Genomic DNA, 26023 nt, shown 5'->3' with positions numbered 1-26023 from the left:
GTTGGGTCGTTAGCTCAGTTGGTAGAGCAGTTGACTTTTAATCAATTGGTCACTGGTTCGAATCCAGTACGACCCACCAACTTTCTTTTTATAATATATCTTATGTGATTTATGGGTCGTTAGCTCAGTTGGTAGAGCAGTTGACTTTTAATCAATTGGTCACTGGTTCGAATCCAGTACGACCCACCAGAATCACACGCTCTTACGTACCTACCTGAAGAGGTGTTGTATGACTGAACTTCTTGATAAAGTTGCTTTGCGTGCCACCGTCCAACAGCACCTCTCTGCTGCTGAAAATACGCTTAAAATGTCATCTGTAGACAATGAGCAAATCCGCGCAGAAATCAAATCTTTGTTAAAAGCAAAAAATGCTGTCTTGGTTGCTCACTATTATACAGACGATGCGATACAGGAATTGGCAGAAGAAACGGGTGGTGTCATCGCCGATTCTCTTGAGATGGCGCGTTTTGGAGCAAATCACCCAGCGGACACCTTGGTGGTTGCGGGTGTCAAATTTATGGGCGAAACGTCAAAAATCCTCAGCCCAGAAAAAACCGTCTTAATGCCAACATTGGAAGCCACTTGTTCTTTGGATATTGGTTGTCCTATTGAAGAGTTTTCCGCTTTTTGTGATCAACACCCGGATCGTACCGTTGTGGTGTATGCCAACACATCAGCGGCGGTCAAAGCGCGTGCTGATTGGGTCGTAACATCAAGCATTGCATTAGATGTAGTTGAGCACCTAACAGAGCAGGGCGAAAAAATCATTTGGGCACCAGATCAGCATCTCGGTGGCTACATCCAGCGTGAAACCGGCGCCGACATGATCTTGTGGGATGGTGCTTGTATTGTCCATGAAGAATTTAAAGCCAAAGGTATTAGTGACCTTAAGGCGGTTTATCCTGATGCCGCTGTGCTTGTTCATCCGGAATCACCTGAACCCGTCGTTGAAATTGCCGATGTGGTTGGCTCGACGTCACAACTACTCAACGCTTCTAAATCCATGACCAATGACACCTTCATTGTGGCAACGGATCGTGGCATCTTTTATAAAATGAAACAGGCATCTCCCGAGAAACGTTTTGTTGAAGCGCCTACTGGCGGTTCTGGGGCGACTTGTCGCAGCTGCGCGCATTGCCCTTGGATGGCTTTAAACTCTCTTGAGATGTTGCGAAATGCCCTGAGAGACGGAACTGGGGAAATACATGTGGATGAAAAGACGCGAGTTAAGGCCTTGATTCCATTGCAAAGAATGCTCGATTTTCAAGTGAAATAGTAGCAACCGTTATTGAATGACTCTACTATCCAGAAAGCCAAGTCTTGTACTTGGCTTTTTCGTTTGTATGGCTTTTCATTGATGGTTTCTTTAAATAGCGCTAGACCTCAAAAGCACTTATATGATATTCATTATCATTAAGATATTTGTGATTAAGAACATTGATTGAACGTACTTTTGGTTGGAATACCACAGCTTATGACTAACAACATTATTACTTTTATGCGAAATCGTGTGTCTCAGCCTAGTTTGGAAGCACCAGCGCCAAGCAAAACCGAGTGGGAGACAATATTAGATGCTGCCTGTCGCGCTCCTGACCACGGCGCAATTAAACCATGGCGCTTTCGTATTTACGAAGGAGCAGGGCTGGACAAACTAGGGCAAGTCTACTGGCAACATGCCAAAAGTGAAGTGCATGATTTAACCGAAGACAAAGAAGCGGCTTTTGTAAAAAAAGCTCATCGTGCCCCCGCGATTCTGCTGGTTTATGCCCATATCGAACAGCATCCAAAAGTGCCAGCAATAGAGCAAATTATGGCGACGTCAGCGGCGGCTCAACAAGCCATACTTGGCCTAAATGCCTTAGGCTATGGCGCCATGTGGCGAAGCGGTCCTGCCTGCTTCACGCAAAAAACCAAAGACCTGCTCAACTTACAAGAGACTGATCAAATTGTGGGCCTAATCTACGTTGGAACACCCACTTCAACACCGAAGATTCCTGAAGAGACAGACTTTGCCTCACGTCTAGAATGGGTGACGGAATAAATTATCCTTGCAACGGGACTTTTTATAAAAAAGAGTTGCAATTCAATAACTTCACCATTAAGATACGCGCACAAATTACGCAGAGCGTGATTTAACAAGTTTTGGTGAGCTGTCCGAGTGGCCGAAGGAGCACGCCTGGAAAGCGTGTATGTCGAAAGGCATCAAGAGTTCGAATCTCTTGCTCACCGCCATTATAAAGAAACCCCGATTAGATTAGCGTCTAGTCGGGGTTTTTTATTATCAGCTTGCTGCTTAAAGCCAAAATAAGCAGATTAGTTTTCATCGCCTGCCTCATTGGCTTTTTCTTGATCAATAAGAAGAAGGGGATAGCTTTCTTTAGGGTCGTAATCATGCCAACTGCTGTAGCTGGCATACCGTCAATGAAAACATTTGGAGAACCTCCAGCAATGGGACCGCCTACGTGAGGCAAAGGGCCTGGTTCGACTTTAGGGCGTACGTGCATGTCCCTAACCGCGCAGCAGGCTTACCCATAAAACGTTCCTTGTCTACTAATATTAATCGAACGTACTATATACGATGTGTTGTGAATTTATGCATTTATAGACCAGTAATCTAGTGAAAATACACATACTATAAGGCTGTGGTACAAAACTTTGTACGTTTAGCTCGCTAACTTAAGTGAGAAATGATCGAAAAAGAAGGGCAAAACTGATGCTGCTAGATTTAAAGCTATGGATTGCCCAAATTAGCTATATCTATTAATGCGCTGCTAGAAAAGCTGTAGTAGTCTTTACAGTCAGTAACCAGTTGTTTTTATTAGGGATGTATTTGTGGCGAAAAAAATACTTTTTTCATGGATTGGCGAAACAGATTTAAGGTCTACTGCTTCAACTGTCACAAAAAGGCGCTTTTACGGGCGCATCAGCTGGTCGACAAGGGTATTTCCAACAAGCTAATGGCGGAATGCTTTTTTTAGATGGGTTTGGTGAGCAAGATGTCGTCCTAACAAATAAAAAATTTCTACAAACGCAAAAAAATATTATCCTTTCACAACAGTGGCCGGATAATATTCGAGAATTACGCTCAACTTTATTACGGGCTTCTCTATGGAGTAGCGAAGACGCAATATCGGCTGAAGACATCAAACAAGCCTTGTTTGATAGACCTCATAATAATACCAGTTTGTTAGATAGGGATGTTTCACAAGGTATTGATATTCAAAATATTATTTCTGATTTGGTAAGGCATTATATTCCGAAAGCATTAGCTCATGCCAATGGTAGCAAATTCAAAGCGGCTGAGTTATTAGGACTTAAAAACTATCAAACACTAACCAACTGGATGGATAAATACGACGTGAAATAGACGTTGGCACAGCTTTCGCTATAACACGAGTATAAAAACAATATTATTTATGAAATCACAAAACTTTGAGTTTCTTCGTCCTGAAAACGAGGCATTAGCAAACCTTGCGGGTTTGGCTGAAGCCGTGTTGTTTATTGATCCGGGCAGCGCACTGACACGTCTTCGCGCTTTTGCGGAGGAGCTGACCAAGGCCATTTATAAAGAAGAGCGCCTGCCTCGTTTACCCGAATCAACCTTGAACACCATGGTACGTGACACTGTGTTCCAAAACTGTGTGACAAAACCTCTTATTCATCAGTTGAATTATCTACGTACCCAAGGCAATGAAACGGCACATGGCGGGGAAGGGGATTTACGAACCGCTCTAATGGCATTGGGGATAGCCCATCAGCTCGCCTGCTACCTTGCCATCAAATACTACATGAAGAAAAAGGCAACCATCCCAGCGTTTGTTGATATAAAAGACAATCGTGCTGATGCCATTGCCTTGTCTGGATCCATCAATAAATACAAAGAAGAATTAGATAAGCAGAAAAAGCTCAATGACGAGCTGCTTGAACAGATTGAAAAAGAGCGTACTAAGAATCTTAAGTACCTAGATGCGCCTGCTTATCCAGATCAACTTAAACGCAAGCAAGAAAGCCAAGCCCTTGCGGACAGCCTGCAATGGAACGAAGCGAAAACTCGCGAGCTTTTAATTGATTCCATGCTGGTGCAAGCTGGCTGGAATGTGTCAGATTCAGAACAAGTCGGCATTGAAGTCGAGGTAGCTTTTCCGAACAACCCTTCTGGTAAAGGCTATGTAGATTATGTGTTGTGGGGTAGCGATGGCAAACCTCTCGCCGTCGTCGAAGCGAAACGTTCTAGCAATAGCTCGGATCAAGCAGGGAGAGAACAAGCTCGACTGTATTCTGACTCGCTTGAAAAGCAATTTGGCCAGCGCCCAGTGATGTTCTACACCAATGGTTATGAAACCTTTATTTGGGACGACGCACAATACAATGCTCCGCGCCTAGTTTACGGCTTTTACAGTAAAGACAGTCTGGATTATCTCATTTACCAACGCCAGTACCGTGATAACCAACTTGAACAAAACAATCCAAACTTAAACATTGCTGATCGTCTTTATCAAATCAATGCCATCAAATCGGTTGCCCATACTTTCCAAGAACAGCGTCGTAAAGCCTTGATTATCCAGGCAACGGGCACAGGCAAAACACGTGTTTCCATTGCGCTTGCAGATCTCATGCTAAACGCTGGCTGGGCAAAGCGCGTGTTGTTTCTTTGTGACCGCAAAGAGCTGCGTACCCAAGCGAGTGAAGCCTTTAAAACCAATTTACCCAGTGAGCCTCGCTGTGAAATTGGTGAAACCAATAAGATTGACGAAAATGCACGTATTTACGTGTCCACTTATCCTGGCATGATGAACCGCTTTGCTCAGCTGGATGTAGGCTTCTTTGATCTGATCATTGCCGATGAAAGTCATCGTAGTATTTATAATCGTTACCGCGATATATTTGATTACTTTGATGCATTACAGGTGGGGTTGACTGCTACACCAGTCAAATTTATCAGCCGTAATACCTTTGATATGTTTGGCTGTGAAACCACGGACCCGACGTATCAATTTGGCTTAAAAGAAGCCATCGAGCATGAGCCACCTTATTTAGTGGATTTTAAAGTCAAAGACGTCACCACAGAATTCCTCCGTGATGGTATTCATTACAACGACCTAACCGATGATCAAAAACGCCAGTTAGAAGACGATCTTGGCTTTGAAGAAGCGCAAAATGCTAGCTATCAAGGCAAAGACATCGGGCGTAAAATTTTTAGTGAAAAAACCGACCAAGAGATTCTTGAAAACTTGATGAATTATGGCATTAAGGATGAAACCAACTCGCTAGTAGGTAAAACGATTGTCTTTGCGAATAACCAAAAACATGCAGAGCATTTAGAAAAACTCTTCTGCAAGCTCTACCCACAATATGGCAACAAAGTTTGTAAAGTCATTCATAACAAAGTGTCCCATGTAGAGAGCTTGATCAAAGAATTTAAAAAAGGCGACAACGAATTCCGTATCGCGATCTCGGTAGATATGTTGGACACAGGCATTGACGTGCCAGAAGTGGTGAACCTCGTCTTTGCGAAAACGGTTAAATCGTCGGTCAAATTCTGGCAGATGATTGGCCGTGGAACGCGCTTATGTAAAAACTTGTTTGGTAAAGGCAAAGATAAAACAGAGTTTTTAATTTTCGATCACTACGGTAATTTTGAATTTTTCGAACAAGAGTACAAAGAACCTCAAGATGTGGGTGGCAAGCCGTTACTGCAAACCTGCTTTGAGGCTCGTGTAAATCTAGCGATTCAGGCCCTTAAACATAACCACCGAGAAGGCTTTGATACCGCCATTGAATTAATCAAAGCGGATATTGCTGATTTACCAAAAGACAGTGTGGCCGTTCGTAAAGTGTTGCGACAAGTCGATACACTTCTGCAAACCGATAGCTTACAAACGTTGAATGCAACAACACAGCATTTGTTATCTGAAACGGTGGCGCCACTGATGGCGGTTCGTCCACTGAAAGATAAGCATGCAACACAATTGGATCGTTTAATGGCTGTCGTGGAAACCAGCTTTATTGAACAGTCAGCCAGCTTTGAAGATGGACGAGACACCTTAATCGAGCAAATCTCTACCTTAGCGGTTAATATTCAAGCGGTTCGCCAAAAGCAAGCTATCATCGACGAAGTAAACAGTGCTGAGTTCTGGCAAGCCCCTAGTATAACTAAGCTAGAAAACGCTCGAACTCAGCTACGCAGTATTATGAAGTTCCGTCAGAGTGATACCAGTGGCAGTTATGACCCACTGAAAACTCGTACACAAGATGGCAAAGTTGTCACAGAAGTACGTGAGCATAAACTTTATAACAGAGACGAAGTGAGCGTTTATCGCCGACGAGCCAAAGAGCTACTAGACAACTTAGTTGCGACGAACCCGATACTGCAAAAAATCAAAGCCCATGAGGCGGTCTCGGAAGACGACCTAAAAAATCTAACATCAACCATCTTAACCACGCACCCCACAGTGAGTTTGGATGCCCTGAACGAATTTTATGGCCGGACTGCCGATCAACTGCATATCACCTTGCAAGAATTGGTAGGGCTAGAGCCAGAGAAAGTCAGTGAGCACTTCACCGACTTTGTGCATCGTCACCCGAATCTGACTTCCCAACAAGTGAGATTCATGGACCTACTCAAAACCTATATCACCAACTATGGTTTTATCGACATTGCCAAACTATATGAAGCGCCTTTTACAAGTGTCAGCCCAAATGGTGTCGATGGTGTATTTAAAGAAGCAGATGTTGAAGACCTAGTTTCTGTACTTAAACCCTTTATCAAACAGGATGTTCAATATGGGGCCAATAACTAACCAAAACGACGCACTGTTTGCGCAAATTAAAAGTGTGCTCGATCAAGCAAGCCAGCAAGTTAAAAAAACCATTAACCATCAAATGGTGATGGCGTATTGGGAAATAGGGCTTTGATCGTTGAGCAAGAGCAACAAGGACAAGTGCGTGCTGAATACGGTAAGCAACAGTTGCAACAGCTTTCCAAGCGACTAACGGATGAGTTTGGCAAAGGCTTTGACACGACCAATTTGCGCAATATGCGCCGCATGTATCTCGCCTTTCCAATTCGAGAGACACTGTCTCTCGAATTGAGTTGGTCACATTACAATGTACTGGCACGTGTTGAAAATAGCGCTGCTCGCACATGGTATGCCCAAGAGGCCGTCTCACAAAGTTGGAGCGTTCGAGCACTAGAACGCCAAATTGGTGTGTTATATTACGAGCGCTTGTTAGCGAGTAAAGATAAACAAGTACTCACGCAAGAAGCGGCTAATAAAATAGCGCCGCTAGGAGACTCGCCGCAAGATTATCTGCGTGATCCGTATATTCTCGATTTTTTGAATCTTCAGGACAAAACGTATCAGGAAAGCGACTTAGAAGAGGGCATCATTAACAACTTGCAAAAATTCCTATTGGAGTTAGGCAAAGGCTTTGCGTTTGTCGAGCGTCAGCAGCGCATTCGTACCGAAGATGGCGATTACTACATCGACTTAGTATTTTATAACTTTCATTTAAAATGCTTTCTGTTGATCGACTTAAAAATGAACAAACTGACTCACCAAGACGTGGGGCAAATGGATATGTACGTTCGCATGTACGAAGAGCAAAAGCGTGCCCACGATGATAACCCAACCATTGGTTTGATTTTGTGTAGCGAGCGCAATAACACTGTTGCCAAATATTCTGTACTCAACGAGAGCAAACAACTGTTTGCCTCAAAATACACCACCACTTTACCGACTGAAGAAGAACTCCAACGAGAGTTAGAGCGCGAGCGTGAACACATACTCCGCATTCAAGAGCAGCGCGCGGCGTATCAAGCGACTTCAGTTTAAAACACGATATAAAAGAGAGACCTTATGCTAACCGGACCAATCCGTAACGACATCGACAAACTATGGGAAAAATTCTGGACAGGGGGGATTACTAACCCTTTGACCGTGATTGAACAGATCAGTTACCTGATGTTTGCCCGTATGCTCGACATGCAGGAAGAAGCGGAAGAACGCAAAGCCAACCGTACAGGCAAAGCCTTTGTGCGTCTTTTTCCGGACACCAAAGAAGGTCAATTACTGCGTTGGAAAAACTTCAAAAACTTATCTGGGAAGGATCTGCATAAACACCTGAAAAACGAAGTCTATCCTTATTTTTCCAAACTGGGTCAAGTGGCCGACATAGACCAAGTAGGCGAAGATACCCCAGTCAAAGCCATGGGCCACATTAGTGACTACATGGAAGACGCCGATCTCGAAATTAAAAACGAATCTGTGCTGGTCGCTGCGCTAGAAATGGTGGACTCCTTACCGCTGAACCAAAGCGACGTGAAAGGCGACATCTACGAATACTTACTTAGTAAGCTGACTACCGCCGGCATCAACGGCCAGTTTCGCACACCGCGTCATATTATTGACGCCATGATTGAAATTATCGATCCGCAACCATGGGACACCATTTGCGATCCGTCTTGTGGTACAGCGGGCTTTTTAGCGCGCACCATGGAATACCTGAATCGTAAACACTCCAGCCCAAAAAATATTTGGACAGACGAAGAAGGTAACCAACATTACCCTGGCGACCTACTGGAAAACTACCGCGAACACATCAGTGATGACATGTTCTGGGGCTTCGACTTTGACACCACCATGTTGCGTGTGTCCAGCATGAATATGATGCTACATGGGGTAAATGGCTCTAACGTGCTATACCAAGACACTTTGAACAAATCCATCCGTGAGAACTTCCCGCAGCAGGAAGAAAACTTCTTTGACGTGATCCTAGCGAACCCGCCTTTTAAAGGTAGCTTAGATGAAACCAACACCAACCCAGAATTACTCAGCATGGTGAAAACCAAAAAAACCGAGCTGTTGTTTGTGGCGCATATTTTACGCTCTCTCAAATTGGGTGGACGTGCTGCCGTGATCGTGCCAGATGGCGTGTTATTTGGCTCTTCAAAAGCACACCAACAACTTCGTCAAGAGTTAATTGAGAACAACCAACTGGAAGGCATTATCAGCCTGCCCAGCGGCGTATTTAAACCCTACGCTGGTGTTAGCACCGCGATTCTACTTTTTACCAAAGGCGGCAGCACCGAGCGGGTTTGGTTCTACGATCTTCAAGCCGACGGCCTTTCCCTTGACGATAAACGCACGCCACTAAAAGGCGAAGGCACTAACGACTTACCAGACGCCATCGCCAAATGGAAAGCCTATCGTCAGCTCGTTGAAAGCAACTTTGATTTTTCGCAATTTGGTGATGACGCGCAGGGATGCGCTAATCCAGAAGATGCAGCAACATATTTTCAGGACAAGACTCAAAAAGCTTTTGTGGTCGATGTCGCCGACATCGCCAGCAATAAATACGACCTCTCCATCAACCGCTATAAAGAAGTGGTGTACGAAGAAGAACAATACGAAGACCCAAAAGTCATCCTTGGCAAACTCATGGCCCTAGAAAACGAAATTATGGCAGACCTTAAAGAACTGGAGGGGATGCTATGAAATGGCCGATGGTGAAAATCGCTGAAATTTGTAAAACAGGGAGCGGCGGAACTCCATCAAGAAGTAACCCTGAATTCTATCAAGGTGACATTCCTTGGATTAAGTCGGGTGATTTACGAGAGAAGTTAGTCACGGAAGCATCCGAGTTTCTTTCAGAGCTTGCGATTCAGAAAAGCAGCGCAAAGATAGTTCCAAAAGGAGCTATTTTATTAGCAATGTATGGAGCTACTGTTGGAAGAATGGCCTTGTTAGGTATCGACGCTGCAACTAATCAAGCCGTTTGCAACATAATTCCTGATGAGTCCAAAGCATTTCCAAAGTATGTTTACTATGCGCTTCTATCAAAAGTCCCATACTTCTTAAATAATGCTATTGGTGGTGCTCAGCCAAATATTAGTCAAGGAATGATTAAGGATACTGAAATTCCACTACCCCCACTGGGAGAACAAAAGCGCATCGCCGCCATTCTCGACAAAGCCGACGCCATCCGCCGCAAACGCCAACAAGCCATCCAAATCGCCGACGAATTTCTTCGTTCTATGTTTTTAGACATGTTTGGTGACCCGGTTACCAATCCCAAGGGGTGGGAGGTTAAGTCGTTGGGAAGTCTGATTGAGTCGGGTCCTACAAATGGTTTGTATAAGCCTTCTACTGAATATGGATCGGGAATAAGGATACTTCGGATTGATGGTTTTTATAACGGCGTTTTGTCACCACAGGAAAAACTAAAACGCGTAAATCTAGGGCAAAACGAAATCGAAAAGTACCAATTAAAAGATAGAAGTATTTTAATCAACCGTGTTAATAGTCGTGACTACTTGGGGAAAAGTGCTTTTGTTGAAAGGTTGGAAGAAGTTACTGTCTTTGAGTCAAATATGATGAACTTTTCGGCCAATGAAAAAATCATCAATCCATGCTTTTTGGTCCATCAGTTGCAAACTCCATATATTAAAAATCAAGTTCTTAAACTTGCAAAAGATGCTGTGAATCAATCAAGTATCAATCAGCAGGACGTGAAATCATTAGAAGTTATTGTTCCAAATTTAGAACTTCAAACGGAATTTGAGCTTGTATGTACGAGATATAAAGACTCATTAACAACGCGAAAAGAAAGTATATTTAATTGTGAGGCTATCTTTTCATCTTTAGGTCAACGAGCATTCTCTGGTCAGCTGTAGCTTTGCCTGAAGTCGATCAGATTAGACTGCATTTACAGCAGGCTCGAAATTACTTCGAAATGCTGTCAAAGCAACCAGCAGGAAACTATCTGTTTGAGCGTTTCCCTACAGGTTGCTGCGGCAATGTCAGTCATATCCTTGGTTGTTTTCTTGTCAGCCAAGGATATACAAACATCCGCTATGTAGCAGGCGAAAGAACAGTAAGTAATCAGTATCAAACACATGCTTGGCTTGAATGGGACGGTTGGATTATCGACATCACCGCCGATCAGTTTAGCGATGGGCCAAGGGCTGTGTTTTTAGAGCGAGACAGCGACTTTCATCGCTCGTTTGTAAGAGACTACGAGTGCGAGCCAGCAATATCGAGATGTATCGCAGCACAGAACCAGAAGTTTTTAAATACTATAAAAGTTTGATATTTCGATGCCCTCAACATCAAGTTCTGTATCACTAGAGGATGTACAAGGAGAGGTACATCAATAGAGGTGGGATTTAAGTGTATCTGCTGGACTCTATTGGAAACGTGTTTTTTTAAGCTGCTGATATATAATGATTTAATGTATTTTTATGCACTTTATTGGAGCCTATAGCGGAATTGCTTACCGCCATTATCAAGAAACCCGATTAGATTGGTGTCTAGTCGGGGTTTTTTATGTCTGATATTTTGCTTTGCGGAATAGGGTGTTTAAAAACCAAGACAGTTAGTCTTGGCTTTTAAATTTCATGGAAATAGAGTTGACGCAGTGGCGGATGTTTTTTTCAGTAAGATGCTCTCCTTCAAACACATGGCCAAGGTGACCGCCACAGTTGGCGCAGACGATTTCGGTGCGGCGTCCGTCTCTATCGGGAATGCGCTCTACAGCACCTTCTATCTCATCATCAAAGCTAGGCCAGCCACAGTGGGAAATAAATTTATGCTCTGAGGTGTAAAGTGGGGCTTCGCACTGGCGACAAACGTATAAGCCTGCTGCCATGGTGTCCGTGTATTCGCCGGTAAAAGGGCGTTCTGTGCCTTTATCTAAAATGACGCTGGCTTCTTCTGGCGTTAGTTTGTTGTAAGGGTTGCTCATGTAACTCTCTCTTCTTGTTTTCGTTTCTTTAACTCTCTAAAACTCTTTAATGACGTACGGGTCGAGTCGATGTGCCCGAATTATGGCACGTCTTCACTTATACAATTATGACAATAGTATGGACGAATGGTTCATTCTAAAGGTTGTTAAGCTCTACCAATTCGATGAAGTCAGCTTGTCAGTAGCGATTGCATGGCGAAGTAATGCATGATGAGAGGCTGTCATTGGTTTGTTATATAGACATGTTTTAATGACCGTTTTGTTATTCACCGAGCATCGCCTGTTCTTTTGCTGAGTGTTACTGAATAGTCTTATTGCTTCCTAAAAATCACGACTCTCTTTCATCAATAGATGACATTATGTTGATCGGGGCTTGTAAGACCGTTTATGTCTTGGGAATCAAAAGTTATAACCGTTAAGGTTCCTGTAAGCTTTGACCTTTATCATGAAGGGTAAATGTGAACTGGCGTTGTTTAGCGAGCCCTGTTTTGAGCCCAAAAAGAAGGGTAAGCCATGGTGAATATGACGCCTTTTATAGGCAATAAGAGAGGAAAGCAGATGAACAAATTAAGTGTCATTATCATTACTTACAACGAACAAAAACGAATTGGACGGCTTTTAGAGGACCTGAGTAATCAGGTGTTCAAAGACTTTGAAGTGATTATTGTCGATTCGAACAGTGAGGATGACACGTTATTGGTCGCTGCCCAGTATGAAACTTGCTTTAATGAATTCAGAGTCCACAAAATGGAGAAAAGAGGGGTAAGCCTTGGCCGTAATGTGGGGGCGAATTTGGCGAAATATGAGCGTATTTTATTTTTAGATGCCGATGTCCGCTTGCATGAGCGTTTTTTATCTAAAGCGGTTAATAAATTAAATAAATCAAAACTGGAAATTGCTGGGGTATATATGGGGGCAAGCAGATTAGGGCTGCCCACAAAGCTGAGTTATGGCATGTTTAATGTTGGTATTTATCTCACTCAGTTCTTTTTCCCTACTGCCGTTGGGGCTTGCATCTTTTCTACGAAACGCCTTCATCGTGAGTTAGGTGGCTTTAATGAGAGAATTCATTTGTGTGAAGACTGTGATTATGTGAATCGAGCCAGTAAGACTTGGCGCTTTCGAATGTTATCGATGACCTTTCAGTTTGACCCACGCCGCTTAAAGCAAGACGGTACTTTCAAAACAGGGTATTTGTATATTAAGGCAAATGTCAGACGTTTTTTTATTGGCGAAATGTACAATAACGAAATTGAGTACGAGTTTGGTCACTACCATGAGAACAACTAAGTCGTGATTAAGGCGTTAAGTCTCGCTCTTGGCACCTTTGCTGACTCATTTATTGGTATCAATATTTTTGTACCTGGGGAGCCTTTTTACCTTGCGGCTGGTTACCAGCTTTACCATCAGAATGTATTTGCTGTGTTTATGGCATTACTCGGCGGCTGGCTGGGTGATCAGTTAAGTTATTGGGTTGGTTTTCGATACGGACAAAGAGCACAACGGTTTTTGTGTCGTTTACGGCCGAAACTTAGGCGTAAGATTGCTTTTTGCCGAGTGATGATGGATAAGAAAGGGAATTGGGCCATTCTTTTCGCCCGTGTACTAGGCCCCGTCGCTTGGTTTATGCCCTTTCTGGCGGGGAATATGAGGGTCAGTTGGTGGCGCTTCACTGTGCTGTCTACGGCAGGGCTAATGCTTGGCGGAGGGCAGTTTATCGTTTTAGGTTATATAATCTCGTCTCAACTGATTCATTCTTCTTGGTTTTCTGCTTTGAATGTGTTCCATCATTAATCTATTTCTTCGTATCCGTGTCGATCTTTGAGCGACTGTCTCTGTTTGCATCTCTTACGCGCCCAAGTCTTAACTTGCTGGCTTTATCGGATGACAATACTACTGTTTTTATATACAGTACTATTGTTTGCTTGTTAAAAAGTGTGGGATGTAATGAATGGTAGTGTGAATTTTGTCGCCATTCGTCGGCAATTCAATTTTCGCGGAATAGAAATGGGGCGTTGGGTCACGCCAGCGGAGCGTGATAGAGCGGCGGTGAATTTTTATCAAGCCTTGTGTGATTTGATGTCAGCTTTGCAAGGCCCAGAATCGCTTATTTCATTGCGCGGTACATTGGGTTTGCAATACGGAAAAGGCGGCCGACCTGGTGTCGCTGCGCATTATGTGCCTGCTACGCGGCAGTTGTCTTTAGCGAAAAATGCGGGGGCCGGAAGCTTGGCCCACGAGTGGTTTCATGCGTTTGATCATTATATCAGTGAGAAGATGTTTTCTACGGCTGGCAATATGGCGTTTGCCTCCAGTCATTGGCTGGAAAATCATGTTATGTATCCGCACCGCTTAAACTCATTATTGGTCGACTGTTTCAGGGCGATCATGCTAAGTGAAAATGGCAGGGAACCCAGTGAGTTGTTTCGTTGTTCGCAATTGATGGATGAAAAGCTGAAGGTGCTCTATTACGCTAAGCCTGAAGAAATGTGTGCGAGAGCCTTTGAAGCTTTTATTGAGGATGCGCAGCCGAAAAGTGCTTTTTTGGTGAAAGGTAGCCGCTATTCTGATGAGGCCAAATCGGGATTGTATCCCAGAGCAGAACAGCGACAACGCATTAATAATGCTTTCCAAACCTACTTTTTTACATTAGGTAGGGCGTTACACCATGAGCTAGAGACTACTTAATGTTGGCTCATGGAGCGGCAATCTAAAGAAGTTTGTCTAAATCGGCGAAGACTATGGGGCGTCCTTCTGGTGTGATAGAGGCTGTGGTCATTTGCGCTTGCAGCATGAGAGTGTCGTCTTTGCGGTAAATGTTTTGTCGAAACAAAATCTTAAAACGAGAGAGTCTTTCCGTTTTCGTCGTAACATAAAAGTGATCGCCACTTTTTAACGAGCGTTTGTAGTGTGTTTCGGCTTTTATGAGTACAAGGTGGATACCTTGTGCTGTGATTTCGGCAAAGTCCAACCCTCGACTTTTGATAAATTGATGACGGGCGTGTTCTAGGTAGTTTTGATAAACCGCATTGTTAACAATGCCTTGCATATCACATTCATAGTCTCTGACGTCAAAAAAGAGTGTATGACCCTGTGAATGAGTTGTTTCCATTAGAGCTATCCTATTTCAGGGGTGTAAGGGTAATTATGATCCGCATGATAACAGAGTCTGTGTAAACGATATTGTAATAAATATGGCTTAAAGGAAGCAGAAGCAATTTTTACCTTGTTGTTTAGCCCGTTTTAGTTGTGTGGTTGCTCGCTTAAAGAGGCTTTCTATACTTTCTTTTCCGACTAACGTGGCAACGCCGATGGAAACGGTTACTTGTGGTATTGTCTCCTTGCTTTGTTTGTGCCGAATTTTTTGTTGTGATATTTCATGACGTAGATGTTCGGCATGGTCGTGCGCATCCCCTGATGTTGATTCGTACAGCATAATGCCAAAGGTTCCACCTTCTAATCGAGCAATGTGCGAGCGCTCTAGCTGCAAGGCTTCCAACAGAGCGGCAATATAGCGAATAAGTGAAGTGCCAGCGCGTTTGCCGAAGTCTTTATTAATGCGGCCTAGGTAATCAATATCCAAGATAAGCAGACTTATGTCATCTTCTGCTTCTGGCAGGTGTTCATATAGGTGCCGTTCAAATGCGGTTTTATTTTCCAGTTTGGTTAGGGGGTCGATATCGAGACTTTGTTTTAATGTTTCTAATTCAAGTTTGAGTTGCTGAATATCTTTTTGTGCATTCAATAAATCTGATTGGAATTTGTGCGAGGCTTCTAGAGCTTTTCGAGAGCCACGATCCAGATAGTGAATGACTTTATGAAGTTCTTGTTGACTATCTGAGTGTTTAAGGATAGTTCGGCTTTTACTGATGACCGCGTTTAAGTCCGATAAGCCGTCCCCCATCTCTATAGACGACATTTCAAGCTGATTGGCGACTTGCTCTATGTTTTTTTGATTTCGATTGTTCAGATGAAATTCATTAGGCAATATAAATTCATGAAAAAGGTCACGAGAAATAAAACCGGGGATATTGCCAAGTTTTCGTAGAGTCTCATCAACTAACTGATTTAGGGCTTTGTTACGATTAGATACATACTCATACCAAATCCCATAGTTATAAGGAGTTGGTGAAATGTCCAATTGAAGCATCAGCGGCACGGCTTTTTGCATCCACTTTAATGCTTGTTTTGGTGCTTCATCCCACATTCATACCTCAAATACAGAAATGGCCGCCATGATGTCTTTCTTCAGGCGTTTGGCAAATAGTTAGCTCATAGGTAGGTTCATCTATGAGCTATATGTCATTGTTACATAAAATCAAACAGTTATATTACTTGTTTTGTTATCGAAAGCTATAAAAAAAACTTTAATGTAAAATTTTGTATCGATTATGTATTTGAATGCAATGAGTTAAGTCGACTCTATGGTGTTAGCTTGGTGGTTATCGACCACCAGCACGTTTGCTTTTAATGCCTTCCTTTTCAAGTAATTGTTGAACTTTTTCTCGATTGTCGCCTTGGATTTCTATGTTTCCCTCTTTTACCGACCCCCCAGTACCACATTGTGCTTTGAGTTTTTTGGCGAGGGTTTTTAATTCATCAGTGGTCATTGCCAAACCTGAAATAACGGTGACGCCTTTGCCTTTTCTGGCTTTTGTTTCTAGCATGATGCGAACATTGCCGTCCCCTAGAATACCATCTTTCTTACAGATGCAGCTATCAATAGACTGTTCACAAAGAGGGCAGAGTCGTCCTTGGTCTGTTGAGTAAACGAGGTTACGTGATTTCATTATAATTCAATCTCTTATCGTAAAATGGTGGTTAATTCAGCATTGTAACATTGTAAAAATAATGACGATTCACAAAAAATGAGGCAGGACTCAGTTTTTTCTTCTACTATAATTTTATAGGTTGAATAGCGTGGTCAAACATGAATAGATTATTGAAAATACAGCGAGCCTCAGAGACTGATCTAGAGGCCATTTTATTGTTCGAGTTCCATAACAAAGCTTGGTTCTCTGAGTCGTTGCCATCTCAAGTGTTAATGCGTCAAAACGAGCGTTATTTTAAGCGACAATTATCAGGGGGGCAAAATATTGTTCAGTTTCTTGTATATTTACGTAGTGGAGCCTTAGTCGGTCGATTTAGTTTTCAGTTCCTCGATGCTCAGCATACGGTGGCTGAAGTGTCTTATCGAGTGGCTAAACAATATGCAAACCGTGGCGTTGCTCAATTTGCCTTGCGCAACTTGCTACCGATTTTAGCTTGCTATGGTATTAACGAGTTATACGCTCAGGTGGGTTCTGAGAATGAGGCGTCTATTCGTGTTCTGAAGTCTTGCGGTTTTGAGTACTCCGTCACCAAAGAAGCCTCAATCAAGATGCCTTCCGGTATTCAGGATACCTTTGTTTACAAATGGCGTGTAGGCTCGCAAGAGCGCCTGCAATAGGCGCTGCCTACTAGCGAGCTGCCCGCCACTCCTTCTCTTTATGTTTCGCTTCCCTTTATTGTTATAAACGTCGTTTAGTCTTGTGTTAAAGGATTTGATGCGGTTTTAACCGAGCCAGGGTGGTTTGTATTTTATCGTCAAAGGGGGCGCTAACCGTCATTGTTTGATGAGTAACTGGGTGAGTAAAAGACAAGCTGGAAGCATGGAGCATTAATCGAAACGCCTCAGGCCACAATGTGTTCATTGCCTTATTGATATGACGGCACCCATAGCGACTGTCTCCCACTAATGGGTGTAATGTGTGCTTAAAATGTCGGCGAATTTGATGTTTACGGCCTTGTTTTGGTATCACTTTTATCCAGCTTAATCGCATATTGTCGTAACGGCTGACCGGGTAGGGCAGTTGATAGCGTTCTAGTAATTCAAATTCAGTTTGTGCCTCTTTTTCCGATCCTGGTACTTTAAAACGCGGCATACCTTTGGGCTCACTGATTTTAACTAACGGGTAGTCAATAATACCTTGATCTAGACAAAAACCACGTACCAAACAATGATAGATTTTTTGGTTTTTATGATGGGTAAACTGCTCGCCCAGCGCGCGGGCGATGTGTGGTGAAAAAGCCATAATAAGCACACCTGAGGTGGCGCGATCTAAACGGTGCACTGGAAACACCCATTTTCCTGTTTGATCACGCAGCCGCTGGACGACGGCATCTTCCTCGTCTTTTGCCAGCTCTGTGCGGTGAACCAATAGCCCTGCGGGTTTATTGACGATCACAAGATCATCGTCTTGAAATAAAATGTCTAGGGTCATGAGCTTGGGTTCATAAATTGAGCTATTTTTTCCATGGCGATGTTGGCCAATTTTTGCATTGCTTCATTGCTTCCCCAAGCAATGTGTGGTGTGAGGAGGAAATTCGGTAGCTTGGTCAAGGCTTGTAACGGGTGGTGGTGAGGCATGGGTTCTTGTGTGGCGACATCAAAGCCGGCCCCCATGATGCGCTTCTCTGTCAGCGCTTTGATTAATGCTTGTTCGTTAACGATGCCACCACGGCCCATATTTAATAAGATGGCGTCGGGCTTCATTTGTTCAAATTCAGCGGTACTAATCAGGTCTTTTGTGGTCTCGGTAAGTGGACAGTGCAGAGACAGTACATCGGCTTGCTGAATTGCCTCGTTAAAGGGGACATAACCCTCACGAACGACCTTAGCGTTTTTGTGCTCAGCAAACATGACCTGCATACCAAATGCTTTGGCTATCTCTGCGACTTTATTGCCGATGATGCCTTTACCTACAATGGCTAACTTAGTATTGGCCAAATCTTTAATGGGGTAGTCTAGAAAACAGAAAAAACTGGATTCTCCCCATTTGCCAGCTCGCACATCATCAATGTAGGCAACTAGGTTGCGACGTAAGGCAAGTAATAGAGCAAAAGTGTGTTCGGGCACGCTGATGCTCGAGTAGCCATCGACATTTTGTAGGGCGATGCCCTGTTCTTTGCAGGCTTGTGCATCCACATTATTGATCCCCGTTGCGGTGACTTGAATCAGTTTTAAATCATGAGCCTGTTCGATGACGTCTTTTGTCAGTACCACTTTGTTTGTTAGCACAATGTCAGCCCCTTGAATACGTTCAGCGACTTCGTCAAGGGCGGTATTGGGGTACTCAACGACCTCTGAAATACCTTCAGGGTAGTGAAACTTCATGTTACTTGGAAAAGAGTCTCGATCTAAAAAAACGGCTTTCATAGTGCCCTCAGTTTTTATTTAGTAAAGGAAGAAGGTAAGGAAGAATGGTTTGTAATACGATCGGTTGGCCTTTCGCATTCGGGTGTAATCCATCACTTTGCATAAGGTTTTTATTTAATGCGACGCCTTTTAACATGAAAGGCACATAGGACACATTATATTTCGCGGCGAGAGTTTTGTAGAGTCCAAAAAACATCTCGGTATAGCGTTTTCCGTAGTTTTGTGGGATGCGATTGCCAATTAACAGGACTTTTGCTTTGTTTTGTTGAGCTTGCTCAATCATAGAGCTGAGATTTTTTGTGGTCTGATCCAGTGGGTAGCCACGTAAAGCATCATTAGCACCGAGCTCTAAAATGACCCACTGAGGCTGATACTGTTTAAGTAGCGCGGGAAAGCGGGCTAGGCCACCTTGTGTTGTCTCGCCCCCCACACTGGCGTTAATGATGCTAATCTGTGGGTGTGATTGAGAAAGTTTTGTTTTTAGTAAACTAACCCAGCCATCTTGTTGTCTTAAATTATGGGCGGCACTTAAGCTGTCTCCCATTACCAGTAGGTTATGGGTTTGGGCGGCCTGAGCATATGAGCAAAATAGTATGAGGGCGACACAAGCGACCCTTATTTGTTGAGTGAGACGCATATAAAACCTTATTAAGTGAGACGCATTATTTATGGAAAGCCAAACCGCTATTGAAGTTGCCATTGACGTTAAAAACCTGACACATACTGTTTCTTCAAAAACAGGTGATTTGACCATACTGAAAGGAATTGATTTAGAAATCAAGGAGGGGGAATCCGTTGCGATTGTCGGCGCTTCTGGCTCAGGCAAATCCACTCTATTAGGTTTGCTGGCGGGGTTGGATGTCAACACACAAGGGGACATTGCCTTGTACGGGCATTCTCTGACGACATTGAATGAAGAAAAGCGCGCCCTGCTTCGTGGTCAGTATGTTGGCTTTATTTTCCAATCCTTTCATTTATTACCCAGCCTAGATGCGCTGGAAAACGTCATGTTACCGGCTGAACTTAAGGGCGATAAAATGGCGCGTCAAAAAGCGCTGCAATTGTTGGAAAAAGTGGGGTTGTCTCATCGTTTAACTCATTATCCACGACAACTCTCTGGTGGTGAGCAACAGCGGGTGGCCATCGCTCGTGCTTTTGCTTCTGAGCCGAAGATTTTGTTTGCTGATGAGCCAACAGGCAATCTGGATGAGGAGAATGGACAGATCATAATTAAGTTGCTGTTTGAGTTAAATCAATCAGAAGGCACGACATTAGTAATGGTGACCCATGATAATCACCTAGCGACGCAGTGCGATCGTCAGTTAGTGATGTCCTCAGGTCGACTGCACGATTCCTCTCAAGATAACCGGAAGGATCCCGTATTATGAATTTTGCTTGGCGCTTTATGCGTAAGGAAATGCGCAGTACTGATGTGGTGACTTTGTTGGTTGCGCTGGTGATTTCCATTGGTACGGTGACGGCCATTAGCTTGTTTATCGATCGTTTACGTCTGTCATTTGAGCAGGAGTCCGCTTCTTTGCTCGCCGCGGACCGGGTGGTACGTTCTGATCAGGTGATTCCCCCATCTTGGCGGCAAAAGGCCGAGTCTTTAAAACTGTCGGTAGCGGAACGGGCATCGTTCAGCACCATGGTCTTTGCTAATGATAAGCTGCAGCTTTCTCAAGTGAGTGCTGTGACGAACAGTTATCCGTTGAAGGGTAGTTTTTTGATCGACTCAAAGTTGTTTGGACAAGGCTCCAAATCGAGTGAGTCGCCGAAACCGGGCTTCATTTGGATATCGTCTCGCTTAGCCAGTTTATTAGGGGTGACGATTGGGCAAAAAGTGGAAGTAGGTGACAAAACATTAACGGTGTCGAAGTACTTGGTTCTTGATCCGGGGGCTAGCTCGTCCGCATTTTCTATTTCCCCCAGGGCGATTATGAATAAAGCCGATTTAGCGGCGACTAATGTGATTATTCCTGGTAGTCGTGTGCGCTATTCTTTGCTGGTGGCTGGGGAGGCAAGCTCACTCAATGCGTTGCAAGCATGGCTTGCCCCTAAACTGACGGATGGCCAACGTTGGATTAGCCCAAAACAACGGGGTGAGCGAATTGGTGAGACAATTAATCGAGCGGAGTCGTTTTTATTGTTGGCTGGGACATTGGCGGTGGTGTTATCGGGTGTCGCCATGGCGCTTGCCTCATCTCGCTATGTGAAGCGTCATTTGATGCAGGTTGCGGTTTTAAAAACGTTAGGGGCCACGCCTAAAACCTTATCGCGTTTATTTCTGCTACAGCTGTTGTTTTTGTTTGTTATTGGGGCGGTACTGGGGTTAGCGTTTGGCTGGATTGTCCAGAATATGATTGCCGCATTGCTATCAAGCCTAGTGACGACGGCATTGCCAGAACCTGAGCTTTGGAAAATGTGGTTGGGTGTGGCTACTGGGCTGATCTCCTTGGTTACTTTTTGCTTGCCATTGATGCGTCGTTTAATTCGCATTTCGCCTTTATCTGTTTTACAGCCTTCCGCCCGCGTTGAGCAGGGGTCCGTTATGTTGTATTTAATCGGCTTTGCTGGCATGTACGGTTTGATGTGTTTATACACTCAGGGCGTTATGCTACCCACTATCATGGTGGTTGCGATGGTCGGCATTGGCTTGGTTGTGTCTGTATTAGGCTGGGTCATGTTTAAGTTCGGGCGGTCGGTGACGGCTGGGGCGACCAGTGGTTGGCAAATTGGCTTGGCGGCGTTATACCGACGCTTGGTGCCCAATCTGTTTCAGCTTTTGGTGTTTACGCTGATTATCATGCTTGGTTTGGTGCTCGTCGGTATTAAAACCAGCCTGATTGCCGATTGGCAGAAGCAATTGCCAGCCGATGCGCCTAATCATTATTTGTTTAATGTTCAAGCCAATCAAATTGCGCCCATTAACGAGATGGCTCACACTTTAAAGATTGCCTCGTCCTCTTGGTATCCTATGGTGCGAGGCCGAATCACGCAAGTTAACGGCGAGCAGGTGAGTAAGTTGTATCCTGATGACAAGCCAGAGCCAGAGCTATTTGAACGGGCCATGAACTTAACCTGGGCAGATCATGTGGGCGAGGGTAATAAGGTCGTTGCTGGGGATTTTGCAGCCAACGGCTTGTCGGTGGAGGAAAAGGTTGCCAAAGAAGCCGGCCTCAAACTGGGTGATAAATTAACGATCAATATTGGCGGGGTGTTCCATACTTTGCCTATTACCTCATTGCGCTCTGTTGATTGGAGTTCTATGCGGCCTAACTTTTATGTGATTGTACCGAAATCCGTATTAAATGATTCGCCAGCCAATTATGTGAGCAGCTATTTTGTTAAACCCAGCCAGGCACAAGCCTTCTATCATGCTATGTCGGCATTCCCAACAGTGTCCATATTGAATGTAGGTGACATACTCAAACAGATTCAATCCATCATTGCCCAGTTGTCACAAGCCATTCAATTGGTGCTGGTATGTATCTTGGCGGCTGGTGGATTGGTGTTGCTGGCCAGCGTTCGTTCAACGTTAGAAGAGCGCATGGAAGAAGGGGCTCTGTTACGAGTACTCGGGGCGCGTGGTGCTTTGGTTCGGCAAGCGTTGATTGTTGAATTTGCTTGTTTAGGGGTGTTTGCTGGTTGTATCGCTGCGATGGGGGCTGAGGCGTCTTTATACGGTGTTCAAGTGTACATTTTTAACTCAGAGCCAAGCTGGCATCCTATGTTATGGTTATTGGGCCCAGGTGCTGGCGCTCTATTGATTACAGCCGTCGGTGTATTTGCCAGTCGAACTGTGTTAAAAGTGCCGCCGATGCATTTGTTGCGCGGTATTTAACACTTAATTTGGTTATGTAGATGTTTGTAGAAAAAAATGGCTATGTTGTCAGTCGCCATACGAAAGAGGTGAATGGCCAGCTCGAAATGAGTTTATTTGTCAAAACCTCAGAAGGGACGGTTCAGGTCTTACCGGACCGTCAATTCACCACGTTTTTTAGTGACGCGCCTGCGCATGTGTTTCCAGAGCACCTGTCTGGCGTTAAGGTAACGGAGGCGGGTTTTCGGTCCTTTCAAGATCAGCCTGTCAGGTTGATCCGAAGTAAAAGTCTGACCTTGCATCAGCAAATGGTGGCATTGGCCAAAAAAGATGGTTATCAAGTCTACGAAGAAGATATTAAAGCCCATAATCGCTATCTTATGGAGCGTAATGTCCGTGGTAGTGTGAGATTCATCGGTATTCCTGATGCCAGCGGACGGTGCTTTAGCAAAGCAAAAGTGATTCCGGGAACTTGGCAACCAGACTGGGTGGTTTGGTCGTTAGATATCGAAACCTCGGTAACCCATAATTGCCTTTTATCGATTGGCATAACGGCTAAGGATCAGCGAATTGCCTTTGTGGTAACGGATCAAATGATCAACGCGCCTCATGTCCGTACTTATGATAATGAGAAAGCGCTGTTGCTCGATTTTATCCACTATGTTCGTCAGCATGCTCCAGATATTTTCATCGGGTGGAACTTAATTGGTTTCGATCTGAACTTTATTGATAAGCGCTGTCAAACGCTAGGCATTCGTCCTGCTTTTGGAGTAAATGGCGAGAAATGGCGGATTCATTCTTCGGATAATCAAGGTAAGTATTTTGCAACCATCCCTGGACGAGTTGCTTTGGATGGCATCACGCTACTGAAAGTGGGTGGCTATCATTTTGAATCCTATAGCCTGAATAATGTCAGTAAAGAAATTCTACAGGATGAGAAGTTGCTCCATGGTGGCGATCGCTGGCAAGAGATAGAGCGTTTGCACCGTGAGGAGTTGCTCGCGTTTGTCGATTACAACTTACAAGATTGTGATTTGGTATTGCGTATTTTCGATCAGTTAAAACTGATAGAGCTACAGCAAACCCGTGTGGATTTAACAGGGATTCCACTTGAGCAAACGGGGGGCTCAGTTGCTGCGTTTGAAAATCTCTATCTGCCTCGCTTACATAAGGCAGGCTGGGTCGCGCCAGCATGGCGAGAAGATGTGTTTGTTCCTAGCCCAGGCGGCTTTGTGATGTCGTCGATTCCTGGGTTGTATAAAAATGTTTTGGTATTTGATTTCAAAAGCCTGTATCCCAGTATTATTCGTACATTTTATATCGACCCCTTGGCGCGGATCATTGCTGGTAATATGGCCCCCGCTGCTAAGCAAGCGAGTTCGGAGTTGGTGCCTGGTTACCTCGGTGCAAGTTTTTACAAAAAAGAAGCGATTTTGCCTGAATTGGTTTCTGAGCTTGCTCAGGCAAGGGAGCGAGCAAAGCGCGAAGGGAACACGATCTTAAGCTATGCGATTAAGATCATTATGAATTCGTTTTATGGTGTACTGGGATCAAATGTTTGTCGCTTTTATCATGCAGAATTGGCCAGTTCGATCACCATGCGTGGGCATGAGTTATTGGGAAGAACACAGCAATGGATGGAAGAAAAAGGGGCGAAGGTGATTTATGGTGATACCGACTCTTTGTTTATCACTCTCAATAATGACAAAGAAGATCCGCGTTTATTAGGGCAACAACTCTGTGACGACATTAATGGTCTGTTGTCCGAATGGTGCCAAGACTACGCTCATATAGATTCTTATCTTGAGCTTGAGTTTGAGCGTGTCTACGAGCGTTTCTTTATGCCGACGATCCGAGGGCAAGAGGAAGGCAGTAAAAAGCGCTATGCGGGGCTAACTGGCGGTGAGTTGGTTTTTAAAGGGCTAGAAGCCGCCCGAACGGATTGGACTAAATTGGCGAGAGAGTTTCAAAAAACACTATTTGAGAAAATCTTCAATGATGAAAACCCCATTACCTTTATTCAAGAGACGGTTGCTAGATTAAGAGCTGGGGAGCTTGATCATTTGCTGGTGTACAGTAAACAACTTAGTCGTCCTTTGGCCTCATACACGAAAAACAAGCCGCCCCATGTTCGAGCGGCCGCTATAATTGATCAGCGCCGAGTTGAGCTAGGTCAACCTCTGGAGTTTGATAAGGGGCGTAAACGGGTAAATTATCTCTACCAAGTGACGGGTGTGGTACCCTATGAAAGTGAAGCTGACCTTGTAAACTTAGATTATGAGCACTATATCAGTAAACAAATAGAGCCAATTGCGGACAGTATTTTGCCTTTTTACAAAACTAGTATGGAAAGCCTTTTAAGTAAACAGATATCATTACTATAAGGTTTTTTTGAATGGTTGGGTTGATTATTATTCTAAAAAAAGGTTGATAGTCTTTTACGTAATGGATATTTGGATCATATTTTTTTTACGGAAATTTCACCTTTTTCAGTATATATTCATCCTTCATATGAATTTGTTTATCTATGGATGGAAGAAGAAATGACATTGAGATTTAATATGAAGTCGCCAAGTAAACGCAGTCAAACTCTGGATAAACTTCGTTCAGCTATCCAAGAGATGATTCTCGATAGAGAATGGAATCAGGTGTCTGTTCAGGACATTGCTCAACACGCTAATGTCAGTATAGGAACCTTTTACAACTACTTTGATAGTAAAGATACGGCTCTTATGGACGTGAGAAAAGTGCTCAGTGATGTGCTTTTCCGCGATTTGGATTTGCTGTTAACGACGCATCAAGACATTGATAAGCGTCTCACTTTACTTGTGAAGTACTTTATTAGTCTGACCATGAACAAGCCTAAGTGGGCTTCTTACCTCTATGGTGGTAATAGCTTTAGTGAGAGGCTGGAAGGGGGGATTAGTAAAGCCCTCAAGGCTATTTTGATCGAAGGCGTGTCTAAGCGTGTCTTTAGAGTAAACGATATTGACATCACTACTGAGTTCATCGAAAGTGGCTTATTTTTTATTATTCGTAATCGCTATATCAATAAACAGGCGTTGGACGAAGATTTTATGAATGAGGTTGCGAATATTTGCCTTAATAGTGTCGGGATACAGGTTGAGAATATTAGCGAGTTGAGTTTAATGAGTTGCCCTGTGACACCGCTAACCCCATTACCCATTTCAACATTGGCAATAGCCTATGACGATATGGAATTTGCCTAAGTAAATGTAAGCGATTCACTGGAAACA

The 26023-nt window shown here is 43.9% G+C and carries 25 protein-coding genes and 3 tRNA genes; 20 read left to right on the top strand and 8 right to left on the bottom strand.

The features are described 5' to 3' along the window. Nucleotides 1-3 precede the first annotated feature (3 nt). The 5 genes from AC0VYG_RS12100 to AC0VYG_RS12080 all read left to right on the top strand — a co-directional run bounded on the left by AC0VYG_RS12100 (nucleotide 4) and on the right by AC0VYG_RS12080 (nucleotide 2232). A tRNA-Lys gene (locus tag AC0VYG_RS12100) sits at nucleotides 4-79 on the top strand. A gap of 34 nt (nucleotides 80-113) precedes the next feature. Next, a tRNA-Lys gene (locus AC0VYG_RS12095) sits at nucleotides 114-189 on the top strand. 40 nt (nucleotides 190-229) lie between these two features. Beyond that, nucleotides 230-1276, top strand: coding sequence for a quinolinate synthase NadA (gene nadA / locus AC0VYG_RS12090; protein WP_475428256.1), 1047 nt, complete (start codon nucleotides 230-232; stop codon nucleotides 1274-1276). A gap of 198 nt (nucleotides 1277-1474) precedes the next feature. Beyond that, nucleotides 1475-2041 (top strand): nitroreductase family protein, encoded by a 567-nt coding sequence (locus AC0VYG_RS12085; protein ID WP_475428255.1) that lies wholly within the window; start codon nucleotides 1475-1477, stop codon nucleotides 2039-2041. 103 nt (nucleotides 2042-2144) lie between these two features. Next, nucleotides 2145-2232, top strand: a tRNA-Ser gene (locus AC0VYG_RS12080). A 29-nt stretch (nucleotides 2233-2261) separates the two neighbouring features. Here the strand turns inward: AC0VYG_RS12080 and AC0VYG_RS12075 are convergent. After that, the gene (locus tag AC0VYG_RS12075) at nucleotides 2262-2504 is read right to left on the bottom strand and encodes a PAAR domain-containing protein (protein ID WP_475428254.1); all 243 of its coding nucleotides are present in this window, start codon (nucleotides 2502-2504) and stop codon (nucleotides 2262-2264) included. A gap of 380 nt (nucleotides 2505-2884) precedes the next feature. Between AC0VYG_RS12075 and AC0VYG_RS12070 the strand changes: the two genes are divergently transcribed. The 7 genes from AC0VYG_RS12070 to AC0VYG_RS12040 are packed head-to-tail and all read left to right on the top strand — an operon-like array spanning nucleotide 2885 to nucleotide 11091. After that, nucleotides 2885-3367: a sigma 54-interacting transcriptional regulator gene (locus tag AC0VYG_RS12070; protein WP_475432537.1), complete on the top strand. Its 483-nt coding sequence runs from the start codon at nucleotides 2885-2887 to the stop codon at nucleotides 3365-3367. 49 nt (nucleotides 3368-3416) lie between these two features. Beyond that, nucleotides 3417-6800, top strand: a complete 3384-nt coding sequence (locus AC0VYG_RS12065; protein ID WP_475428253.1) for a DEAD/DEAH box helicase family protein — start codon at nucleotides 3417-3419, stop codon at nucleotides 6798-6800. Next, entirely contained in the window at nucleotides 6784-6915 is a 132-nt protein-coding gene (locus AC0VYG_RS12060; protein ID WP_475428252.1) for a hypothetical protein, read from the top strand. The genes AC0VYG_RS12065 and AC0VYG_RS12060 overlap by 17 nt, the downstream gene beginning before the upstream one ends. Beyond that, the gene (locus AC0VYG_RS12055; protein WP_475428251.1) at nucleotides 6912-7835 is read left to right on the top strand and encodes a PDDEXK nuclease domain-containing protein; all 924 of its coding nucleotides are present in this window, start codon (nucleotides 6912-6914) and stop codon (nucleotides 7833-7835) included. Before AC0VYG_RS12060 ends, AC0VYG_RS12055 begins: the two co-directional genes overlap by 4 nt. A 24-nt stretch (nucleotides 7836-7859) precedes the next feature. Continuing rightward, the gene (locus AC0VYG_RS12050; protein ID WP_475428250.1) at nucleotides 7860-9497 is read left to right on the top strand and encodes a type I restriction-modification system subunit M; all 1638 of its coding nucleotides are present in this window, start codon (nucleotides 7860-7862) and stop codon (nucleotides 9495-9497) included. After that, nucleotides 9494-10675, top strand: coding sequence for a restriction endonuclease subunit S (locus AC0VYG_RS12045; RefSeq protein WP_475428249.1), 1182 nt, complete (start codon nucleotides 9494-9496; stop codon nucleotides 10673-10675). The genes AC0VYG_RS12050 and AC0VYG_RS12045 overlap by 4 nt, the downstream gene beginning before the upstream one ends. Nucleotides 10676-10677: 2 nt before the next feature. Then, entirely contained in the window at nucleotides 10678-11091 is a 414-nt protein-coding gene (locus tag AC0VYG_RS12040) for a hypothetical protein (protein WP_475428248.1), read from the top strand. A gap of 285 nt (nucleotides 11092-11376) precedes the next feature. On the opposite strand, the gene AC0VYG_RS12035 is transcribed toward AC0VYG_RS12040, so the two are convergent. After that, complete coding sequence (locus AC0VYG_RS12035; RefSeq protein ID WP_475428247.1) at nucleotides 11377-11745, bottom strand: methionine-R-sulfoxide reductase; 369 nt, start codon at nucleotides 11743-11745, stop codon at nucleotides 11377-11379. A 558-nt stretch (nucleotides 11746-12303) separates the two neighbouring features. Here AC0VYG_RS12035 and AC0VYG_RS12030 point away from each other — a divergent pair. The 3 genes from AC0VYG_RS12030 (at nucleotide 12304) to AC0VYG_RS12020 (ending at nucleotide 14433) form a co-directional block, all read left to right on the top strand. Further along, entirely contained in the window at nucleotides 12304-13035 is a 732-nt protein-coding gene (locus AC0VYG_RS12030; RefSeq protein WP_475428246.1) for a glycosyltransferase family 2 protein, read from the top strand. Nucleotides 13036-13038: 3 nt separating this feature from the next. Continuing rightward, the gene (locus tag AC0VYG_RS12025; protein ID WP_475428245.1) at nucleotides 13039-13539 is read left to right on the top strand and encodes a DedA family protein; all 501 of its coding nucleotides are present in this window, start codon (nucleotides 13039-13041) and stop codon (nucleotides 13537-13539) included. Nucleotides 13540-13692: 153 nt separating this feature from the next. Next, nucleotides 13693-14433, top strand: a complete 741-nt coding sequence (locus AC0VYG_RS12020) for a CLCA_X family protein (protein ID WP_475428244.1) — start codon at nucleotides 13693-13695, stop codon at nucleotides 14431-14433. Between the two features lie 22 nt (nucleotides 14434-14455). Here the strand turns inward: AC0VYG_RS12020 and AC0VYG_RS12015 are convergent, their stop codons facing one another. The 3 genes from AC0VYG_RS12015 to yciH all read right to left on the bottom strand — a co-directional run bounded on the left by AC0VYG_RS12015 (nucleotide 14456) and on the right by yciH (nucleotide 16535). Continuing rightward, nucleotides 14456-14857 carry an acyl-CoA thioesterase gene (locus AC0VYG_RS12015; RefSeq protein WP_475428243.1) on the bottom strand — a complete coding sequence of 134 codons (402 nt, stop codon included), beginning with the start codon at nucleotides 14855-14857 and terminating at the stop codon, nucleotides 14456-14458. 87 nt (nucleotides 14858-14944) lie between these two features. Beyond that, nucleotides 14945-15952 (bottom strand): GGDEF domain-containing protein, encoded by a 1008-nt coding sequence (locus tag AC0VYG_RS12010; protein WP_475428242.1) that lies wholly within the window; start codon nucleotides 15950-15952, stop codon nucleotides 14945-14947. Between the two features lie 235 nt (nucleotides 15953-16187). Beyond that, nucleotides 16188-16535: a stress response translation initiation inhibitor YciH gene (yciH, locus tag AC0VYG_RS12005; RefSeq protein ID WP_475428241.1), complete on the bottom strand. Its 348-nt coding sequence runs from the start codon at nucleotides 16533-16535 to the stop codon at nucleotides 16188-16190. 140 nt (nucleotides 16536-16675) lie between these two features. Between yciH and AC0VYG_RS12000 the strand changes: the two genes are divergently transcribed. Continuing rightward, on the top strand, nucleotides 16676-17194 hold the full coding sequence (locus AC0VYG_RS12000) for a GNAT family N-acetyltransferase (RefSeq protein ID WP_475428240.1): 519 nt from the start codon (nucleotides 16676-16678) through the stop codon (nucleotides 17192-17194). A gap of 85 nt (nucleotides 17195-17279) precedes the next feature. Here AC0VYG_RS12000 and AC0VYG_RS11995 read toward each other — a convergent pair whose 3' ends face one another. Genes AC0VYG_RS11995 through AC0VYG_RS11985 form a run of 3 tightly spaced genes read right to left on the bottom strand, consistent with a single transcriptional unit; the run spans nucleotide 17280 to nucleotide 19580 of the window. Next, nucleotides 17280-18008 carry a pseudouridine synthase gene (locus AC0VYG_RS11995; RefSeq protein WP_475428239.1) on the bottom strand — a complete coding sequence of 243 codons (729 nt, stop codon included), beginning with the start codon at nucleotides 18006-18008 and terminating at the stop codon, nucleotides 17280-17282. Beyond that, on the bottom strand, nucleotides 18005-18943 hold the full coding sequence (locus AC0VYG_RS11990) for a D-2-hydroxyacid dehydrogenase (protein WP_475428238.1): 939 nt from the start codon (nucleotides 18941-18943) through the stop codon (nucleotides 18005-18007). Before AC0VYG_RS11990 ends, AC0VYG_RS11995 begins: the two co-directional genes overlap by 4 nt. 7 nt (nucleotides 18944-18950) lie before the next feature. Beyond that, nucleotides 18951-19580 carry an arylesterase gene (locus tag AC0VYG_RS11985; RefSeq protein WP_475428237.1) on the bottom strand — a complete coding sequence of 210 codons (630 nt, stop codon included), beginning with the start codon at nucleotides 19578-19580 and terminating at the stop codon, nucleotides 18951-18953. A gap of 31 nt (nucleotides 19581-19611) precedes the next feature. On the opposite strand from AC0VYG_RS11985, the gene AC0VYG_RS11980 reads away from it, so the two are divergent. The 4 genes from AC0VYG_RS11980 (at nucleotide 19612) to AC0VYG_RS11965 (ending at nucleotide 25996) form a co-directional block, all read left to right on the top strand. Continuing rightward, nucleotides 19612-20331, top strand: coding sequence for an ABC transporter ATP-binding protein (locus AC0VYG_RS11980; RefSeq protein ID WP_475428236.1), 720 nt, complete (start codon nucleotides 19612-19614; stop codon nucleotides 20329-20331). Then, entirely contained in the window at nucleotides 20328-22787 is a 2460-nt protein-coding gene (locus tag AC0VYG_RS11975; RefSeq protein ID WP_475432509.1) for an ABC transporter permease, read from the top strand. The genes AC0VYG_RS11980 and AC0VYG_RS11975 overlap by 4 nt, the downstream gene beginning before the upstream one ends. 20 nt (nucleotides 22788-22807) lie before the next feature. Further along, a complete protein-coding gene (locus AC0VYG_RS11970) occupies nucleotides 22808-25150 on the top strand; it encodes a DNA polymerase II (RefSeq protein ID WP_475432508.1) in 2343 nt (780 codons plus the stop codon). Nucleotides 25151-25309: 159 nt separating this feature from the next. Beyond that, nucleotides 25310-25996: a TetR/AcrR family transcriptional regulator gene (locus AC0VYG_RS11965; RefSeq protein WP_475432506.1), complete on the top strand. Its 687-nt coding sequence runs from the start codon at nucleotides 25310-25312 to the stop codon at nucleotides 25994-25996. The last annotated feature ends 27 nt before the right edge of the window (nucleotides 25997-26023 follow it).

The sequence above is a fragment of the Marinomonas sp. 63XJN7_7_ISO-PGPR-S23-202 genome (genome assembly GCF_056173505.1).
The sequence above is the reverse complement of the archived record's forward strand: the minus strand, read 5'-3'. Positions and strand labels throughout refer to the sequence as shown.

What these genes read in the sequence shown, in the direction of transcription:
- AC0VYG_RS12030 (WP_475428246.1), top strand. Translation starts at nt 12,304, where the DNA reads ATGAACAAATTAAGTGTCATTATCATTACTTACAACGAACAAAAACGA.
- AC0VYG_RS12075 (WP_475428254.1), bottom strand. Translation starts at nt 2,504, where the DNA reads ATGCACGTACGCCCTAAAGTCGAACCAGGCCCTTTGCCTCACGTAGGC.
- AC0VYG_RS12035 (WP_475428247.1), bottom strand. Translation starts at nt 11,745, where the DNA reads ATGAGCAACCCTTACAACAAACTAACGCCAGAAGAAGCCAGCGTCATT.
- AC0VYG_RS11995 (WP_475428239.1), bottom strand. Translation starts at nt 18,008, where the DNA reads ATGACCCTAGACATTTTATTTCAAGACGATGATCTTGTGATCGTCAAT.
- AC0VYG_RS12060 (WP_475428252.1), top strand. Translation starts at nt 6,784, where the DNA reads ATGGGGCCAATAACTAACCAAAACGACGCACTGTTTGCGCAAATTAAA.
- AC0VYG_RS12015 (WP_475428243.1), bottom strand. Translation starts at nt 14,857, where the DNA reads ATGGAAACAACTCATTCACAGGGTCATACACTCTTTTTTGACGTCAGA.
- AC0VYG_RS12010 (WP_475428242.1), bottom strand. Translation starts at nt 15,952, where the DNA reads ATGTGGGATGAAGCACCAAAACAAGCATTAAAGTGGATGCAAAAAGCC.
- AC0VYG_RS12050 (WP_475428250.1), top strand. Translation starts at nt 7,860, where the DNA reads ATGCTAACCGGACCAATCCGTAACGACATCGACAAACTATGGGAAAAA.
- AC0VYG_RS11975 (WP_475432509.1), top strand. Translation starts at nt 20,328, where the DNA reads ATGAATTTTGCTTGGCGCTTTATGCGTAAGGAAATGCGCAGTACTGAT.
- yciH (WP_475428241.1), bottom strand. Translation starts at nt 16,535, where the DNA reads ATGAAATCACGTAACCTCGTTTACTCAACAGACCAAGGACGACTCTGC.
- nadA (WP_475428256.1), top strand. Translation starts at nt 230, where the DNA reads ATGACTGAACTTCTTGATAAAGTTGCTTTGCGTGCCACCGTCCAACAG.
- AC0VYG_RS11980 (WP_475428236.1), top strand. Translation starts at nt 19,612, where the DNA reads ATGGAAAGCCAAACCGCTATTGAAGTTGCCATTGACGTTAAAAACCTG.
- AC0VYG_RS11990 (WP_475428238.1), bottom strand. Translation starts at nt 18,943, where the DNA reads ATGAAAGCCGTTTTTTTAGATCGAGACTCTTTTCCAAGTAACATGAAG.
- AC0VYG_RS12085 (WP_475428255.1), top strand. Translation starts at nt 1,475, where the DNA reads ATGACTAACAACATTATTACTTTTATGCGAAATCGTGTGTCTCAGCCT.
- AC0VYG_RS12000 (WP_475428240.1), top strand. Translation starts at nt 16,676, where the DNA reads ATGAATAGATTATTGAAAATACAGCGAGCCTCAGAGACTGATCTAGAG.
- AC0VYG_RS12020 (WP_475428244.1), top strand. Translation starts at nt 13,693, where the DNA reads ATGAATGGTAGTGTGAATTTTGTCGCCATTCGTCGGCAATTCAATTTT.
- AC0VYG_RS11985 (WP_475428237.1), bottom strand. Translation starts at nt 19,580, where the DNA reads ATGCGTCTCACTCAACAAATAAGGGTCGCTTGTGTCGCCCTCATACTA.
- AC0VYG_RS12045 (WP_475428249.1), top strand. Translation starts at nt 9,494, where the DNA reads ATGAAATGGCCGATGGTGAAAATCGCTGAAATTTGTAAAACAGGGAGC.
- AC0VYG_RS11965 (WP_475432506.1), top strand. Translation starts at nt 25,310, where the DNA reads ATGACATTGAGATTTAATATGAAGTCGCCAAGTAAACGCAGTCAAACT.
- AC0VYG_RS11970 (WP_475432508.1), top strand. Translation starts at nt 22,808, where the DNA reads ATGTTTGTAGAAAAAAATGGCTATGTTGTCAGTCGCCATACGAAAGAG.
- AC0VYG_RS12065 (WP_475428253.1), top strand. Translation starts at nt 3,417, where the DNA reads ATGAAATCACAAAACTTTGAGTTTCTTCGTCCTGAAAACGAGGCATTA.